Below are 16,539 nucleotides of genomic sequence, written 5' to 3' on the forward strand. Positions count from 1 at the left end.
CTCCGACTTAAAAGTTCGCGTGCAGCCTGACGAACGCACTGAGCGATTCACCGACATACGCGCCCGCAGCGTTTGCGGCAATAAAGTACCGCCGGTCCGTGATGTTGTGAACATTCAGATCGACACCCCAGCGCGACGTCTCATAGCCGAATGCGGCATTCGCTATCACGTACGAAGGAATCGAATTCACGTTCGTGGTGTCACTGTACGACTTGCTGGCATAGTTGATGCCCGCGCCGACATGGAAACCCGGCATGCCGGCAATCGAAAAGTCGTAGGTGGTCCACAGATTGCCGAGATACGCCGGTGCGCCTTGCGGCCGATTGCCGATCGATCCCACCGCTTGAGGGTTGCCGGTAATCTTTGCGTCCTGCGCGGTGAAATTGGCAACCACATGCCACCGTGGCGTAATGCTCGCATCGAATGACGCCTCGGCGCCCTTCGTCTTCTGACTGTCGAAGACCACGCTTTCCGCGCTGTTGATCGTCGTCAGCGTCGCCACGTTGTCGCGCGAAACGTCGAATAGCGCGGTGTTCAACACGTACCGGTCATCGAGAAAGGAGAACTTCACGCCCACTTCGTATTGCAGCGCGGACTCCGGTGCACCAATGCCGTTTTGCGTGTTCTCGGAATTGAAGTTCGCAAGATGGCTCTTCGACACGCCGACGTATGGCGACATCCACGGCAGTACCTTGTAGAGCACGCCGATGTTCCAACTGACCGGAGCGTCGTTGCGCGAGTCCGTCACACCGGCGACGAGAGGTTGACCCTGCGTATCGAATCGCCCCGGCACCGTGATGTTCGGGGTAAGCGACGTGTCCCACCAGTCCTTGCGAATGCCCGCTCTCACCTTGAGCCTGTCGGTCACGTCGATCTGATCGGTTGCATACAGGCTGTAGTAATTGGCGACGAGATGATCGTTGTCGCACGAGTGCTTTGCATCGCACAGGAAAGTCAGGCCGGCAAGCGAAGTCTCGGGCGGCACGGGCGCAAATGCATCCGGAATGTTCGGCAAATCCGCCGTGCTGCGCTCCGTGTCGATCGTCTGATGCTGATACTCGAAACCCGTCAGCAACGTGTGTTTGACGCTGCCGGTACCGAACCGCCAGACAGGCTCCAGTTGATAATCAAAGCTGTTGTCCGAATCGTCCTGCTGCCGGAGTTGCCGGCCGACCACCTCGTTGCCGCTCACCTTGGTACTCGTGCTATCGCCGTTTCCAAGCACATCGAGACTGCGATGCAGATACGAAAAACGATTGTTGATGGTCAGAATATCGCTGACTTTCCATTCATCGGTGAGTGTCGGGCGGACGTAGTTACTACGTGCATAAGCAAAGGGCGTCGAGTACTTTGCATCGATAGGCACGCCTGTAATGGGCGAGCCGTGAAAGTAAACCAGACCATACGAGTCGGGCGTCTCGTGGATGTCACGCGCGTCGATGGAGAAATTAATCCTGTGATTGTCGAGTTTCCATTCGAATGCGGGCCGGATCTCTTCGTCGCGGCTCGCCAGATCACGAAACCCATCTGATCGCGACACGGTTGCGTCCACGCGGTAGTTCAGTCCGGAGATCCCCGTAGGCCCCGTGACGTAGCCGCTGCCGCCGATCGTGCCGAACGAGCCGGACTGGATATCGCCGCCAAAATGAAAATCGGCGGACGGCGTGTAATGGACGATGTTGATCGTGCCGCCCGGAGGCCCGCTGCCGAAAAGCGCTGAGCCGGGACCTTCGAGCACTTCGATGCGCTCCACGCCATTCAGTGAATGCGAGACGCCCCCTAGCAGATCGCCGTCGGAGAACCCGTCGTTATAGATCTGCGCATTGAGGCCACGAATCAGAAAGTGATCGTAGTAGCCCTTCGTGTCCTGACCGCCGACATTGACCCCGCTCGCATTGGCCACGCCCTGCCGCAGCATCGTCGCGCCTTGCTCGGTCATCAGTGCGCGCGGAATGACCTGCACGCTTGCGGGCAAATCCTTCAGGGCGGTTCCCGTCTTGCTCAGACCCGTGACCTGATCCGGATCGTTGACGTTGTCGACCACTGGAGCCTGATTCGATGAGGTCGCGCGCACTTCGACGGGCGGCAAGGTCGTAGCGTCCGGCGGCCCCGACTTTCCGGGGCCAGTCGTTGGCGACTCCTGCGCGGTCGCGGGATGAACGAGTGCGATGACCAGCAGCGGCGCGGTCAATCCCCACGCCACCTCTTTGCCGATCCTAACGATGCGGGTTTTCTTCACTGCAAGTCCTCCAGCTCGCTTCTCAATTGCAGAACTGATTTGCGCTCGCCGCCATGACACATTGATCTGTCACGAGACTGCTCCGACTTTTAACCAGAAATGCAACTGATAACGATTTTTGTTTAACTTTTAGAATGCAATTTGCCCCGTTATTGATTCCACCGGGCCCCTGGTTCTTCCGTCGAGAACAGATGCGATGTTCTGCCGGTGCACTCCTTTCCGGTCAGCCTTTGAGCCAACGAATACCTGTCGAAAGGCTGACGCTGAGGATGAACGCTCGCGAAGTTGCGTTTATTCCGGCCGAGAAACCGGAGCACTCGTTACCGACTATTACAGGCAGGGACGAGTCGCGACGACTCAGTGGAAGCGGATGTCTCGACTGAGTGCAGCAGGATGCAAACCTCGCATCGTCATTTCAATGGAATCGGCGGCAGCGCAATCTTCCTCAAGTACTCGACACCCTCCGCCAGCGCAAATATCGATTGCCGCCCGTCACGCGCCCGAACACTGATCGTACGGTCACGTTCGTCGCGCGGACCCACGGCGACCAGAACCGGCACCTGCTTCTCGCGCGCATCGACGATCTTCTTCTCCAGGCGCTCGGGCCGGCCATCGAGCATCGCGCGAATACCCGCATCGTCGAGCGCCTGCACGACCTCATTCGCGTAGGCGAGATTCGCGTCGCTGATAGTGGCGACCACCACCTGCTCCGGCGCGAGCCACATCGGCAGCCATCCCTCATGATGTTCGAGAAGCATTGCGATGAAACGCTCGATACTGCCGAGCACCGCATGATGGATCATCACCGGCCGCTCGCGTTCGTTGCGCTCGTTGACGTACACCGCATCGAGCCGGTCGGGCAGCACGAGGTCGAGCTGGATCGTGCCGCATTGCCAGCTTCGCGCGCGGCTGTCCGTCAGATGGAATTCGAGTTTCGGTCCATAAAAAGCCCCTTCTCCGACGAGCACGTCGAACGCAAGACCGGCCGCGCGCGCGGCATTAGCGAGTGCTTCTTCCGCGCGATCCCACGTTGCATCGCTGCCGGCGCGCTGCGCGGGGCGCGTCGCCAGCGCGACCCTGAAGGCCGGAAAGCCGAGGTCCGCGTACATCGAACGCAACAACGCGCAGAAGCGGCCAACTTCCGCCTCGATATGCGCGGGCGCGCAAAACACATGCGCATCGTCCTGCACGAACGCGCGCGTGCGTTTCAAACCTTCGAGCGATCCGGACGGTTCGTCGCGATGACACGCGCCGAACTCGCTATAGCGCATCGGCAACTCGCGATACGAACGCACGCGCTGGCTGAACACCTGCACATGGCAAGGGCAACTCATCGGTTTCAGGCAAAGCGCGCGGTTTTCTTCGGCATCGTCGAGCGAATACATCGCGCCGCCGAACTTCTCCCAATGGCCACTCTTTTCCCACAGCGAACGCGCCAGCAATTGCGGCGTGCGGATCTCGCGAAAGCCCGCGCGACGCATGCGCTCGCGCACATAATCTTCCAGCACGCGATAAAGCGTAAAGCCGCGCGGATGCCAGAAGACCATGCCGGGGCCTTCTTCCTGTTGATGGAAGAGATCGAGTTTATTGCCAAGTACACGATGATCGATGTCGTTCACGGTCATGCTCCGTTGGTTCGAATGTCACGATGAATGCCGCAAACGGAGAAGCCACAAACGCCAAGGGCCCCGTCCGTTTCCGGCGGGGCCCTTGGGGATTTGCCACTGATTCCGCTGTTCTCCAGCTTCTAGCGCGCGCAACCTCCAGACGACCCGCCTGCGAAGGTGGTCGTCGTGGTGGTGACGGCGGAGAGGGAAATCGAGTGGAAGTGCATGTGTCGAAAATACGCGAAATGGTACTGGTACGTCAATCGTCATGACGAATGCACGCGTGCCGCGCTGGCCACGACGACGCGATAAACGCTACGATGTACGTCCGATTCGACGCCGGCTCGTTTCCATGCATGGCTGCCCGGCCACGATCCACCACTCAACTCACCGAGCATTCAAAACCTTGACCATCCACATCCGCCCCGCCACCGCCTCCGACGCTACCCTGATCCTTCGCTTCATCACCGAACTCGCGGTGTACGAGAAAGCCGAGCACGAAGTCGTCGCCACCGTCAAAGACATCGAAAAGAGCCTGTTTTCCGCGGGCGTTCCCGCGAAAGCGCTGATCTGCGAAATCGATGGCGAACCCGTCGGCTTTTGCGTCTATTTCTTTTCGTATTCGACGTGGCTCGGCAAGCAGGGGCTTTATCTGGAAGATCTATACGTGTCGCCCGCCTCGCGCGGCAGCGGCGCGGGCAAACAGATGCTGCGCCATCTCGCGCAGATCGCCTGCGAGACCGGCTGTGGCCGCTTCGAATGGAGCGTGCTCGACTGGAACGAGCCGGCCATCGGCTTCTACAAGTCGATCGGCGCGAACCCGCAGAGCGAATGGGTGCGTTACCGTCTCGCGGGCGATGCGCTGAAGGCGTTTGCCGAAGGAAACGCATAAGCCGCACGCAGCATCGCTATTCAGCCACGCAAAGCCTTTGTGATACGCGCGTTGAACAGGTATTCGCGAGTTGGCGCGGCGACGCCCATTCCCATCACTCCACGGACGACGCACTCGCCGGCGCGATCTCGAATGCATCGCCCGTCGCGAAGAACGTGCCGCCCGCTACGTAATGACAGGTGCGCAGGTCCGGATCGTCGCCGAAATGCCAGCGGTTGTGCGAATACACGCGGCTATCCGCGTACGCGGCGACCACTTCGCCGATGATCAGATCATGCCGCTGGCTGTCGTCCGGAATCACCTTGCATTCCATCCACGTGATGCAGCCGGCGAGCATCGGCACGTCGATCTTTTGCGCGGGGAACGTCTCGAGATCGAACGCGGAGAATTTATCGAGTTCGACGCCCGCGTGCGTGCCGACCGCGAGCGTCTGCGCGGCAAAGCCGCGACTCGGCAGTTGCAGCCCGAACACACCGCTTGCTTCGATCAACCGCCGCGTCAGCGTGCGGCTGTCGACGACGACCACCACTTTCGGCGGGTTGAAATCGAGCGGCATCGCCCACGACGCGGCCATCACGTTCGTGCGGCCACCGTGCGCGCTCGTGATGATCGTGACCGGGCCATGATTGAGCAACTGCGTCGCGCGCGACAACTCCACGGGTTCTCGGCTGGGGTTCATATCTGCTGGTGTGCGTCGGAAGAGATGACGCTGATTGTAGCCATGTCGGCCTGGCAGCCATCACGCGCGAGTGGCATCCGTCGCGCTCAGGCAGGAAGCGTTCGAAGAAAAGCCGCCCGCTTTGCAAGCAGCGTTGCGGGCGACAGCCCGCAAGCTGCCGCCCGCGCGAATCTCAATGCGGCGCTTTGCCGTTCGGCAGCGCATCGTGCGGCTTGTGCTGCTCTTCGCCGAGTCCCGGGAAGAACGCGTTCCATGCGGCGCGCACGCCTTGCGCCGCGGTGGCTTCGGCACTGATCGATTCGGCCGCGCCCTCCTCGGCTCTCGACGGGTCAGCGGACAATCCGCGCCAGTGCGTGAACACGAGCAACGGTTTTTCGGTCCAGACGCCGTCGCCAAACTTCGCAAACGCCGTGTCCCCGCTCGTCAACTGCACCTCGTACCAGCCTTCGCGGACGGGCGTATGAGTGGCAAGGTCAAACCACGGGGTCGGTTCGATTTCCTTCATGTCTTCTCCGGTCGGATAAATCGTCATCGATAACCACACTCAAGGCATTCTTCGTGCCCATTGCCGGCGGCGCTGCGCCCGCGACGCGGCGGGCCGGGCAACGGCGACACATGCGGGCAGAACAGGACATCGGCAACGCCGAATCGCCGCGCATAGACGACACGATAGCGCGACATGGGCCGCGCGGACAAACGTAAAACTTACACGCCGGACGCCGCGGCCGTGCGGCCTCGCCGGGCGGGCCGCCGGGCGGGTTTTGCGGCGGACGTGGCGGCCCGTTTTGCGGCAGATCTGGCCATGCCTTCCGGCACAGCTTTGGCCGCCGGTTGCGCGGCGGCCTTCGCCGCGCGTTTCACGACGACAGATCCCGCCGCGGCCTCCATCTCCCGCGCCAATTCCGCCAGCACCTCGACCGCGGGCGCCAACCGCTCCGCAGCCGTATTGCCATACCCGATCACGAGCCCATTCGTTTCGTCCGACGTTGCCAGCGCGAACCCCGACAGCGCACGCGGATTGAGCCCTCGCGCCTGCGCGCGCTCCGCGAGCGCCCGATCGTCGATCCCCGGCGGCAACAGCAGCGTCAAATGCATCCCGCAATCGCCACCCAGAATCCGCGTCGCCGGAAAATGCCGGGCCAGCGCGTCGCGCAGCGCCTGCTGGCGCTCGCGGTACAGCCGCCGCATGCGTCCGAGGTGCCGCCCGAACTCGCCGCTTTCAATGAAATGCGCCAGCGCCAGTTGCTCCAGCCGATGTCCGCCGCGCAGCATTTCCTGCAGAGCAACAGCGATGCGCGCGGCGATCGCGCGCGGCAGCACCACGAAGCCGATGCGCAGCGCCGGAAACATCGTCTTGCTGAACGAGCCGACGTACAGCACCGGCGCGTCGTCGACGAGGCCCTGCATGCTCGCGATCGGCTCGCCGGTATGGCGGACCTCGCCGTCGTAATCGTCCTCGATCAGCCACGCGCCGCGGCGCCGCGCCTGCGCGATCAGCGCGAGCCGCCGCGCCACCGACAACACCGCGCCCGTCGGATACTGATGCGCGGGCGACACGTAGATCAGCTTCGGCGGATGCGTGCGCCACGCATCGTCCGGCGCGGCCATGCCCTCGGCGTCGACCGGCACCGGCAGCGTGCGCAGATCGCCCGCGTTGAACGCGGCCTTCGCGCCCCGATAGCCGGGATCCTCGACCCACGCGACATCGCCCGGATTCGTGAACAGCCGCACGCACAGGTTCAGCGCTTCCTGCGCGCCCTCGGTAATCACGACCTGCGAGCCGTCGCAGCGTACGCCGCGCGCCATCCGCAGATGCGCGGCGATCGCGTCGCGCAACGCCGACTCGCCGGCCGGGGTGCCGTAGCCCAGCGCCTGCGGCAACGCGCGCTCCATCGCCCGTTCGAGCGCGCGCCGCCACGCGGCGAGCGGAAAACGGTCGAGCGCGGGCGTGCCGGGAGTCAGCGCGTAGGCGTTGTCGGCGGCGGCGTGCGACGCCGCGAACTGGCCGACGCGCGCCGCGTACGCCACCTCGGGCGCGACGGATGCCGCCGCCGGCTCGCCGCGCGCGGCAGGGTTCGACAACGGGCTCACGCGCGTGCCCCGGCGGTCGGCGATCACGTAGCCGACCGCGGCCAGATGCTCGTAGGCGATCACGACCGTGTTGCGCGACACGCCCATCTCCGCCGCGAGCAACCGCGACGACGGCAGCAGCGACCCGGCCGCCAGGCGGCCCGCGAGAATCGCCTGCTGCAGACGTTCGATCAACTGCTTTTGCAGCGGCGCGGGCCGCGCGGTACCGTTCGCGGCGGTGGCATCGTCCGCATGGACGAGCGCTCCGATGATCTCGATCATATATTGGCTGGACCTATCGATTGGGCGTGTCGTGGATCTTTTGAACATACCACGATTGCCGTATCGTTTCCCCATCGACACCCCCTGGCATGCGCCGACAGGAGAACAGACATGGAACCAAAACGAAACGCATACGGCCAGCCGATCGGCGTGCCCGTGCCCGGCTGGCGAGGCGCGCAACCGCCGGGCCGCGAACCGCTGACGGGCCGCTATTGCCGGCTCGAGCCGGTCGATGTCGAGCGCCACGCGACGGACCTGTTCGACGCGTATAGCTCGGCCGCCGACGGCCGCGACTGGACCTATCTCGCGGTCGGCCCGTTCGACAGCCTCGCCGCCTATCGCGAGCATCTGACGCGGATGGCCGCGTCGAAGGATCCGCTGCACTACGCGGTGATCGACCTCGCGACCGGCAAGCCGGTCGGCACGCTCTCGCTGATGCGGATCGATCCGGCGAACGGCGTGATCGAAGTCGGCCACGTCACGTACTCGCCGCGTCTGAAGCGCACGCGCATCGCGACCGATGCGATGTTCCTGCTGATGAGCGAGGTGTTCGACAAGCTCGGTTATCGGCGCTTCGAATGGAAATGCGATTCGCTGAACGAGCCGTCGCGCAGCGCGGCGCTGCGTTATGGATTCACGTTCGAGGGGATCTTTCGCCAGGCGATCGTATATCGCGAACGCAATCGCGACACCGCGTGGTTTTCGATCATCGATAGCGAATGGCCCGCGCTGCGCGAGTGCTATACGCAGTGGCTCGACGCGGGTAATTTCGACGCGCGGGGGCAGCAGATCGAGAAGCTGGCGGATCTGATCGCGCGCCGGCGAGCGGCGGCATAAAAAGACGCGTAAGCGCGTTGGCTCCAACAGGCGCGCCGCTGGTTCACCGGCCAGTCCCTGAACGTCTTTGCAGCGCCCCTCACGCCAACTCCAGAAACCTCTTCAAACAGGGATTCCGGTTCGCCGGCGACCACGCCAATACCTGCTCGATCAACGGCGCATCGACGAGCGGCCGGAACACCACGCCCGCAAGCTGCGCCTTGCGCATCGACAACGGCACCAGCGCAACGCCCACGCCTTCATCGACGAGGCTCAGCACCGTCTGCTGCAATTGCACCTCGAAACGGATGTCGGGCTCGAAGCCGCCCAGCCGGCAATGTTCGAGGATCGTCGCGCGCAGGCTCGGCGCAACCTCTTCCGATGCGAGCACGAACGGCTCGCCGGCCAACTGCGCGATTTTCAGGCGCCGCGCCCGCGCGCGCGGATGGCCGCGCGACAGCGCGACGCACAACGGCTCGCTCAGCACCGTGCGTGTCGCGAGCGCCTTGTCGGTCGCGGTCGGGAACATGATCGCCGCGTCGATATGGCCGGCGAGCAGTTGTTCGGTCAGGTCGTTCGACACGACCTCGCGCAGCTTCAATTCGACCTCCGGATACGCGGCGCCGAAGGTCCGCGCATAGCCGGGCACGACGCTATACGCCGAGCACATCGTAAAGCCGATCGCGAGCTTGCCCGCCTCGCCGTGCGCGGCGGCCCGCGCGTTGCTGACCGCCTGCTCGAGCGCCGCGAGGATCGCCTTCGCATCCGCGTAAAAACGTTCGCCGGCCGCGGTCAGCGTGACGCTGCGCGGACTGCGCTCGATCAGCGTGACGCCGAGGCTCGCCTCGAGCGCCGCGAGCTGCCGGCTCAGCGGCGGTTGCGACAGATTCAGCCGCGCCGCCGCCCGGCCGAAATGGCGCGTTTCGGCGAGCGTCACGAAGTAGCGCAGCGGTTTGACATCAATCACGACGCCTCCGCGGATTGACGATGCAAAAAAGGTATCGTTGAAACCTTTAAACGGTATTGGATTGTATCAACGCAATTCACTACGCTGGCGGATCGTCCGTTTCGTCGCATTTCGTCTCATTCAGCACCTGCTTTCGCACGCCCGCTCCCCTGCACCGATGTTAGCCACCCTCGAAATCCTGCTTCCCGTTTTCGGCCTTATTTTCGCGGGCTTCGCGTGCCGCCGGCGCGGCGTGCTCGGACCGAACGCCGCATCCGAACTCAATCGCTTCGTGGTCTGGCTCGCGCTGCCCGCGCTGCTGTTCGACACGATGGCGCACGCGACGTGGCATCAGTTCTACCAGCCGGCATTCGTCGCAACGTTTTCGATTGCGTGCGTGAGCGTGTTCGCGCTGATCCTGGTCATGCGTCTTGGCAGCGGCCGGCATCTCGCCGATGCGAGCGTCGATGCGATCGCCGCGTCGTATCCGAACACCGGCTACATCGGCTTTCCGCTCGGCGTGATCGCATTCGGCCAGGCAAGCCTCACGCCGACGACGATCGCGACGATTCTCGTCGCATGCGTGCTGTTCGCGCTCGCGATCGTGCTGATCGAAATCGGCCTGCAGACCGAGCGCACGCCGCACAAGCTCGGCCTCAAGGTGCTGGGCTCGCTCGCGCGCAATCCGCTGATCGTGTCGCCGCTCGCGGGCGCCGCGGTCGCGAGTCTGCACGTCACGCTGCCGGCGAGCGCGGAGACGTTCCTGAAGCTGCTGGCCGGCGCGGCGAGTCCGTGCGCGCTCGTGAGCCTCGGGCTGTTCCTCGCCGAAAAGCGTCCCACCGAAGCCGGCGCGGGCGGCATCTCGCTGCTGCTGACCGGCGTCAAGCTGATCGTGCAGCCGGCGCTGACCTGGTGGCTCGCCGCGCGCGTGTTCGGCCTCGCGCCGACGCTGGTCGAAATGGCCGTCGTGCTCGCCGCGCTGCCGACCGGCACCGGGCCGTTCATGCTTGCCGAGTTCTACGAGCGCGAGGCGCACATTACGTCGCGGACGATTTTGCTGTCGACGGTGGGCTCGGTGCTCACGTTGTCGTTGCTGTTGATGGTGATGGGGCATCGCGCATAGGCCCCGCCCACGCCCGCCACGCGCTATCCTTCGCACACGAACCGCGAAGGTTCGCGACTCCCTGACGCGCGCCGCGCGACCACCCGCCGTGCCCCAAGCCCGCCCACCCGAACTCGACGACGACGCCAACGCCCGCTCCCTCGCGCGCCGCTATCCGCGCGGACTGCGCATCGATCCGCACTCGCACACGTGGGCGCAGGTGCTGTACGCGGTGTCCGGCGTGATGTGGGTCGAGGTCGGCCGCGAGGCGCTGGTCGTGCCGCCGCAGCGCGCGGTGTGGCTGCCGGCCGGCACGTCGCACTCGATCCATATGATGAGCGACGTCGAGATGCGCAACATTTATCTGCACGAGCGCAACGTTGGCCATCTCAGCCGGCGCAGCGACGTGTTCGAGGTCAACGGGCTGCTGCGCGAGCTGATCGCGTCGATTGCCGAATACGAGCGCACCGACGCGCGCGACCGGACCTATCTCGACGCCGCCTACCGTCTCGCGATGCTCGAACTCGCGCACGCGCCGCGCTCGTCGCTGCGCATCGCGCTGCCCGGCACCTCGGACCGGCGGCTCGAAGCGCTATGCCGCGCGGTGATCGACGACCCGTCCAATGCGATCAGCTTCGAGCAGCACGCGGCGTCGGTCGGCGCCAGTGTGCGCACGCTGGCCCGTCTCTTCATGCGCGAACTCGGCGTCGGCTTTGCGCAATGGCGGCGTCAGGTGCAACTCGCGGTGGCCGTGTCGGGACTGGCCGAAGGGCGGCCGGTCAGCAGCATCGCCCGCGCGCTCGGTTTCCAGCCGAGCAGCTTCAGCGATATGTTCCGGCGCGAACTCGGCGCGCCGCCGAGCGCGTTCGATCCGGGCGAGACATTGGCGGATGTACGGGACGCGCACGCCGCGGCGCGTGCGGGTGTCGATAAAGATGGGCCTGAAATCCGCTCCCCATTGTCCGAAATTCGAAAGCCCTTGTCCTGACACCGGCTCACGCGTCACCTAGACTAGGCTCCATCCACTGCGGAGCCACTCACGATGAAAGCGATCCAGTTCAAGTCTTTCGGCACCCCCGACGTGCTCGAATACGTCGACCTCCCGACGCCGCAAGCCGATGCCGGCCACGCGGTCGTGCGCGTCATGGCGGCCTCGGTCAATCCGAGCGACGTGAAAAACGTCTCCGGCCATTTCGCGCACACGGTCCTGCCGCGCACACCGGGCCGCGACTTCAGCGGGGTCGTCACGGACGGCCCGCAAGCATGGCTCGGCGCCGAAGTGTGGGGCACCGGCGGCGACATCGGCTTCACGCGCGACGGCACGCACGCGGAATACATTCAGGTTCCGCTCGCCGCGCTGTCGCGCAAGCCCGCTGCGTTGAGTCACGCCGAAGCATCGGCGATCGGCGTGAACTTCGTGGTCGCATGGCTCGGCACCGTCGAATACGCGCGGTTGCGCGCGCGCGAAACGGTCGTGGTGCTCGGCGCGGGCGGCGGCGTCGGCGGCGCGGTCGTGCAGATCGCGAAAGCGCGCGGCGCGCGCGTGATTGCCGTAGACCGCCGGCCGCTCGATCCGGCGACGCCCGCGGGCCGTCTGATCGACGACCACGTGCCGTTCGACGAACACGCGACCGAACGCCTGCGTGAGCTGACCCGTGGCGCGGGCGCGGAAGTCGTCTACGACACGGTCGGCGGCGTCGCATTCGAAACCGCGCTGAGCTTCGCGAAGCGGCGCGGCCGTGTGCTCGAAATCAGCGGCACCGGCAAGCGCCGCGTCGAATTCGACCTGATCGATTTCTATCACAACGAAACCCAACTGCTCGGCGTCGACAGCGCGAAGCTCGGCGTCGCGGAATCGGCGCCGCTGATGACGGCGCTCGTCGAAGGCTTCGACAGCGGCAAGCTGAGCGCGCCGGCGATCGCACAGACGTTCCCGCTGGCCCACGCGCGCGAGGCCTACGAGGCGGTGGCCGCGGGCACGCGCGGGCGCGTCGTGATTCGCATGGAATAGCCGGCACCGTTCCCTTCCCCACAGGTACCACGAACATGAAAGCGTATTTGCTCTCGCTCGCCGCCGGTGTGCTGGTCGGGCTGCTCTATAGCGTGATGAACGTGAAATCGCCCGCGCCGCCGACCGTCGCGCTGGTCGGGCTGCTCGGCATGGTCGGCGGCGAACATCTGATTCCGTTCGTGCGCACGTGGCTCGCGTCGGGCCTGCACTGAATCATTCGCTGAATCCCGGATCCCGCGGCCTGCCGCCGCATGCGACACGTTAAGATTGGGGCCCGCCGGGCTCCCGCCCCGCCCGGCGACAACAGGAAAAGCCCGTTTCAAAGGAGTGTGTTGTGATCGATGGCTCCGCCGTTCTCGGCGTTTTCTCCGTGTATATCGCGGGCGTGGTGAGCCCCGGCCCGAACTTCGTCGCGGTCGCGCACAAGGCCGCGTCGGCGACGCGCATCGAGGCGCTCGCGGTAGTCGCCGGCATCGTGCTCGTCAATCTGTTCTGGGCGAGTTGCGCGATTCTCGGCGTCGGCCTCGTGTTCGCCGCCTTTCCGTGGCTCGCGCTCGTGGTCAGGCTCGTGGGCGCGTGTTATCTGCTGTGGTTCGGCGGGCGGCTGATCTTCAACGCGTCGGCGGCCAGGCAGACGGCTCTCGGCAAAGCGCCGTCGGGCGGCTTCCGGCAGGCATTCGCGCAGGGCTTCGCGACCAATATCGCGAATCCGAAGTCGATGGCGTTTTTTGCCGCGGTGTTCTCGTCGGCGGCGCCCGCGCACGTGGGCACCGGCACGTTTGCGGCGATGCTCGGCGTGGTGTTCGTCGTCGCGAGCAGCTGGTATGGGTTCGTCGCGCTGGCGCTGTCGCATGCGCGGATCGCGTCGGCGTACCGCCGCGGCAAGGCGTGGGTGGATCGGGTGTGCGGCGGATTGATTGTCGCGTTGGGGGTGCGGCAGTTGATTCGTTGAGGCGGCATTCGTTGCGATGCGCTTATCGCGGCGTGCGTTCATGTGCATGCGCGCGAACGCCAACCCTGACATCCACGCAACGCTCAATCCGCAAGCCCGCGCGCACGCTCCAGCAATAACTCCCGCTCGCGCGTATTGCGCGTCATCGCCGCGGCGCGCTCCAACTCGGCGCGCGCTTCATCGACGCGCCCCAGCTTGACCAGCAGATCGCCGCGCACGCTCGGCAGCCAGTGGTAGTTCGCGAGCGCCGCATCGGCGGCAAGCGCATCGACGATCTCGAGACCCGCCGCCGGCCCGAACGCCATCCCCACCGCGACCGCGCGGTTCAATTCGACCACCGGCGACGGCGCGACCTGCGCCAGCGCATCGTATAGCGCGACGATGCGCGCCCAGTCGGTATCCCCGGCGCGGCGCGCCCGCGCATGACACGCGGCGAGCGCGGCCTGCAACGCGTACGGCCCGCTCGCGCCGCCGAGCGCATGCGCGCTCTCCAAAGCCGCCAGTCCCCGGCGAATCAGCAGCGGGTCCCAGCGGCTGCGATCCTGATCGAGCAGCAACACCGGACGCCCCTGCGCGTCGGTGCGCGCATGCGTGCGCGACGCCTGAATCTCCATCAACGCGACGAGGCCGAGCGCTTCGCTTTCGTCCGGAACGAGACCGCCGAGCACGCGTCCGAGCCGCAGCGCTTCCTCGCACAGCGCCGGGCGCATCCAGTCGTCGCCGGCCGTCGCCGAATAGCCTTCGTTGAAAATCAGATAGATCACCTGCAGCACCGACGCGAGACGCGGCGCGCGCGCATCCGCCTGCGGCACTTCGAACGGCACTCGCGCCGCCGACAGCGTGCGCTTCGCGCGCACGATCCGCTGCGCGATGGTCGGCTCCGGCACGAGAAACGCGCGCGCGATTTCATCGGTGGTGAGGCCGCCGAGCAGACGCAGCGTCAGCGCGACGCGCGCATCGGTCGACAGCACCGGATGGCACGCGGTGAAGATCAGCCGCAGCAGATCGTCGCCGATGTCGTCGGCGCGCGCGGCATCGAGCGCATCGACGAAATCCGGCACGACATGCGCGTCGATGGCGTCGAGATCGTGCCCGAGCTCCTCGCGCTTGCGCGCATGCAGCGCTTCCTGGCGCAGCCGGTCGAGCGCGCGGTTCTTCGCGGTCGTCATCAGCCATGCTCCGGGGTTGTCGGGCACGCCCGCGCTGGGCCAATGCTCGAGCGCGGCCACCAGCGCGTCCTGCGCGAGCTCTTCCGCGAGCCCGACGTCGCGCACGATCCGCGCGACGTGGGCGATGACCTTCGCGGACTCGATCCGCCAGACAGCCTCGATCGCACGATGGGTGGCCTGCGTCGTCACGAGCTTGACCCTAGCTGGCCGCAGGCTGCGCGTTAAGGTCCATGTACGCGAGCTCCCAGATATGGCCGTCGGGATCCTCGAAGCCGTGCACGTACATGGAGCCGTGGTCCTGCGGCGCGCGCGGCACGGCGCCGCCTGCCGCGAGCGCCTTCGCGACCAGCGAGTCCACTTCCTCGCGACTCTCGCACGACAGGCACACGAGCACTTCGGTGCTCGCCTTCGCGTCGGCAAGCGACTTCGGCGTGAAGGTCTTGAACATGTCCTTGACGAGCAACATCGCGTAGATGTTCTCGCCGAGGATCAGACACACCGCCCGTTCGTTGCTGAAACGCGGCTCGAAGCTGAAGCCGAGCGCGGTGAAGAAAGCTTTCGAACGCGCGACGTTATCGACCGCGAGATTGACGTAGATCTGTTTGTGCATGATGGAATCCGGTAATCGGCATTGGCCGGGGGTTCAGTTCAGCGACGACCTTCTTCGAGTTTGCGGAAGCGCTCGATTTCCGGGCCCGGTTCGAAATCGTCCAGTTCGAACAACTGCCGCACTTCGATTTCGCCATCGGCGTTCTCGCCGAACGGCGCCGGGAAGCGCCGCGCCCATTCCATCGCTTCCTCGCGCGAGCGCACCTGGATCAGCGTGTAACCGGCGATCAGTTCCTTTGTTTCCGTGAACGGTCCGTCGACGATGGTCCGCTTGCCGCCGCTGTAGCGCACGCGCCAGCCTTTCGCGCTCGGCTGCAGGCCGGTCGCGTCGAGCAGCACGCCGGCCTTCGCGAGTTCTTCGTGGTACGCGCTCATCGCGGCGATCAGCGACGGCTCGGGCATCTCGCCGGCTTCGCTCGCGGCCGTGGCCTTGACGATGATCATGAATCGCATTGTCGTTGCTCCTTTTTTATGAGTTGGTTGTGAGTGGATGCAGTGAATCGATCGCGAAACGAGCCGCGCCGGCCCGCTTCTTATTCACACGACGAGCGATGCGCGGCCGGATCGACACGCGCGTCAATGCCCAGGGAAAGTACCTAAAAAACCGCGTTCGCCTTCAGACGCGGCTACGTGAAGCACGGCCCGAGCTTGCGCACCTCGACTGTGCACCACGTCGCCGCCGGGCAGGCCTGCGCGATCGCCACGGCCTCCTCACGCGTGTCGCAGTTCAGCAGGAAGAAGCCGCCGATCATTTCCTTCGCTTCGGCGAACGGACCGTCGACGAGCTTCGGCTGGCCGTTGCGGACCTGCACGCGCACCGCGTCCTTCTGCGAGGTCAGCGATTCGACCGCGAGCAGCTTGCCGCGCTCCTTGAGGCCGGCGGCGAATTGCACCATCTGGTCATAGACTTGCCGGCCCGCGGCTTCGCCGCGCTCGGCGCGTTGATTCGGGGGTTCGACGATGAGCAGCATGTAGGACATGGCGTCTCCGATTGGTTCCGATTCGTTTCCGGTTCGTTTCCGGTTGGCGGGCTGGCTCGCGCCGCGCGCGACGGCGTCCGGCGATGAACGCAACGGCCAGTCGGCGCGAGCGGAAAACAGGCGAAGCCAGTCTAGCAAGCACGCATGACAGCGGCAAACGCGGGGCCCGGCGCTTCGTTCGGCTT

Annotated in this window: 17 protein-coding genes; 7 read left to right on the top strand and 10 right to left on the bottom strand. The window is 65.2% G+C overall.

Features of this window, described 5'->3' with window-relative positions; genetic code table 11:
- Positions 1-7 precede the first annotated feature (7 nt).
- Positions 8-2,239, bottom strand: a complete 2,232-nt coding sequence (locus tag QM685_RS07295; protein ID WP_415114244.1) for a TonB-dependent receptor — start codon at positions 2,237-2,239, stop codon at positions 8-10.
- 410 nt (positions 2,240-2,649) lie between these two features.
- Entirely contained in the window at positions 2,650-3,858 is a 1,209-nt protein-coding gene (thrS, locus tag QM685_RS07300; RefSeq protein WP_415114246.1) for a threonine--tRNA ligase, read from the bottom strand.
- 394 nt (positions 3,859-4,252) lie between these two features.
- Between thrS and QM685_RS07305 the strand changes: the two genes are divergently transcribed.
- Positions 4,253-4,738: a GNAT family N-acetyltransferase gene (locus QM685_RS07305; protein WP_415114248.1), complete on the top strand. Its 486-nt coding sequence runs from the start codon at positions 4,253-4,255 to the stop codon at positions 4,736-4,738.
- 94 nt (positions 4,739-4,832) lie between these two features.
- Here the strand turns inward: QM685_RS07305 and QM685_RS07310 are convergent, their stop codons facing one another.
- The 3 genes from QM685_RS07310 to QM685_RS07320 all read right to left on the bottom strand — a co-directional run bounded on the left by QM685_RS07310 (position 4,833) and on the right by QM685_RS07320 (position 7,769).
- Complete coding sequence (locus QM685_RS07310) at positions 4,833-5,417, bottom strand: flavin reductase family protein (protein ID WP_415114251.1); 585 nt, start codon at positions 5,415-5,417, stop codon at positions 4,833-4,835.
- A gap of 172 nt (positions 5,418-5,589) precedes the next feature.
- The gene (locus tag QM685_RS07315; protein WP_415114253.1) at positions 5,590-5,922 is read right to left on the bottom strand and encodes a hypothetical protein; all 333 of its coding nucleotides are present in this window, start codon (positions 5,920-5,922) and stop codon (positions 5,590-5,592) included.
- 200 nt (positions 5,923-6,122) lie between these two features.
- Positions 6,123-7,769, bottom strand: coding sequence for a PLP-dependent aminotransferase family protein (locus QM685_RS07320; protein ID WP_415114255.1), 1,647 nt, complete (start codon positions 7,767-7,769; stop codon positions 6,123-6,125).
- 111 nt (positions 7,770-7,880) lie between these two features.
- Between QM685_RS07320 and QM685_RS07325 the strand changes: the two genes are divergently transcribed.
- Positions 7,881-8,606, top strand: a complete 726-nt coding sequence (locus QM685_RS07325; protein ID WP_415114257.1) for a GNAT family N-acetyltransferase — start codon at positions 7,881-7,883, stop codon at positions 8,604-8,606.
- 79 nt (positions 8,607-8,685) lie between these two features.
- On the opposite strand, the gene QM685_RS07330 is transcribed toward QM685_RS07325, so the two are convergent.
- On the bottom strand, positions 8,686-9,552 hold the full coding sequence (locus tag QM685_RS07330; protein WP_415114259.1) for a LysR family transcriptional regulator: 867 nt from the start codon (positions 9,550-9,552) through the stop codon (positions 8,686-8,688).
- A 157-nt stretch (positions 9,553-9,709) separates the two neighbouring features.
- Between QM685_RS07330 and QM685_RS07335 the strand changes: the two genes are divergently transcribed.
- From QM685_RS07335 to QM685_RS07355, 5 genes are all read left to right on the top strand, one after another.
- The gene (locus QM685_RS07335) at positions 9,710-10,654 is read left to right on the top strand and encodes an AEC family transporter (protein ID WP_415114261.1); all 945 of its coding nucleotides are present in this window, start codon (positions 9,710-9,712) and stop codon (positions 10,652-10,654) included.
- 88 nt (positions 10,655-10,742) lie between these two features.
- Positions 10,743-11,621, top strand: a complete 879-nt coding sequence (locus QM685_RS07340; protein WP_415114263.1) for an AraC family transcriptional regulator — start codon at positions 10,743-10,745, stop codon at positions 11,619-11,621.
- Between the two features lie 54 nt (positions 11,622-11,675).
- Positions 11,676-12,644, top strand: coding sequence for a quinone oxidoreductase family protein (locus QM685_RS07345; RefSeq protein ID WP_415114265.1), 969 nt, complete (start codon positions 11,676-11,678; stop codon positions 12,642-12,644).
- A gap of 35 nt (positions 12,645-12,679) precedes the next feature.
- Entirely contained in the window at positions 12,680-12,856 is a 177-nt protein-coding gene (locus QM685_RS07350; RefSeq protein ID WP_415114267.1) for a DUF1427 family protein, read from the top strand.
- Positions 12,857-12,978: 122 nt separating this feature from the next.
- A complete protein-coding gene (locus QM685_RS07355; protein ID WP_415114269.1) occupies positions 12,979-13,596 on the top strand; it encodes a LysE family translocator in 618 nt (205 codons plus the stop codon).
- An 83-nt stretch (positions 13,597-13,679) separates the two neighbouring features.
- On the opposite strand, the gene QM685_RS07360 is transcribed toward QM685_RS07355, so the two are convergent.
- The 4 genes from QM685_RS07360 to QM685_RS07375 all read right to left on the bottom strand — a co-directional run bounded on the left by QM685_RS07360 (position 13,680) and on the right by QM685_RS07375 (position 16,354).
- Entirely contained in the window at positions 13,680-14,954 is a 1,275-nt protein-coding gene (locus QM685_RS07360; protein ID WP_415114271.1) for an RNA polymerase sigma factor, read from the bottom strand.
- A gap of 10 nt (positions 14,955-14,964) precedes the next feature.
- On the bottom strand, positions 14,965-15,375 hold the full coding sequence (locus QM685_RS07365; RefSeq protein ID WP_415114273.1) for a VOC family protein: 411 nt from the start codon (positions 15,373-15,375) through the stop codon (positions 14,965-14,967).
- A 38-nt stretch (positions 15,376-15,413) separates the two neighbouring features.
- Positions 15,414-15,827, bottom strand: coding sequence for a YciI family protein (locus tag QM685_RS07370; protein WP_415114275.1), 414 nt, complete (start codon positions 15,825-15,827; stop codon positions 15,414-15,416).
- A gap of 173 nt (positions 15,828-16,000) precedes the next feature.
- Positions 16,001-16,354 (bottom strand): YciI family protein, encoded by a 354-nt coding sequence (locus QM685_RS07375; RefSeq protein WP_415114277.1) that lies wholly within the window; start codon positions 16,352-16,354, stop codon positions 16,001-16,003.
- Positions 16,355-16,539 lie beyond the last annotated feature (185 nt).

The sequence above is a fragment of the Paraburkholderia sp. genome, assembly GCF_047605525.1.
In the GTDB taxonomy this organism is placed as follows: domain Bacteria; phylum Pseudomonadota; class Gammaproteobacteria; order Burkholderiales; family Burkholderiaceae; genus Paraburkholderia.

Bases quoted from the DNA above. Each gene is read 5' to 3' on its own strand.
- QM685_RS07350 (WP_415114267.1), top strand. From the start codon at position 12,680: ATGAAAGCGTATTTGCTCTCGCTCGCCGCCGGTGTGCTGGTCGGGCTG.
- QM685_RS07375 (WP_415114277.1), bottom strand. From the start codon at position 16,354: ATGTCCTACATGCTGCTCATCGTCGAACCCCCGAATCAACGCGCCGAG.
- QM685_RS07365 (WP_415114273.1), bottom strand. From the start codon at position 15,375: ATGCACAAACAGATCTACGTCAATCTCGCGGTCGATAACGTCGCGCGT.
- QM685_RS07325 (WP_415114257.1), top strand. From the start codon at position 7,881: ATGGAACCAAAACGAAACGCATACGGCCAGCCGATCGGCGTGCCCGTG.
- QM685_RS07345 (WP_415114265.1), top strand. From the start codon at position 11,676: ATGAAAGCGATCCAGTTCAAGTCTTTCGGCACCCCCGACGTGCTCGAA.
- QM685_RS07315 (WP_415114253.1), bottom strand. From the start codon at position 5,922: ATGAAGGAAATCGAACCGACCCCGTGGTTTGACCTTGCCACTCATACG.
- QM685_RS07370 (WP_415114275.1), bottom strand. From the start codon at position 15,827: ATGCGATTCATGATCATCGTCAAGGCCACGGCCGCGAGCGAAGCCGGC.
- QM685_RS07335 (WP_415114261.1), top strand. From the start codon at position 9,710: ATGTTAGCCACCCTCGAAATCCTGCTTCCCGTTTTCGGCCTTATTTTC.
- QM685_RS07310 (WP_415114251.1), bottom strand. From the start codon at position 5,417: ATGAACCCCAGCCGAGAACCCGTGGAGTTGTCGCGCGCGACGCAGTTG.
- QM685_RS07320 (WP_415114255.1), bottom strand. From the start codon at position 7,769: ATGATCGAGATCATCGGAGCGCTCGTCCATGCGGACGATGCCACCGCC.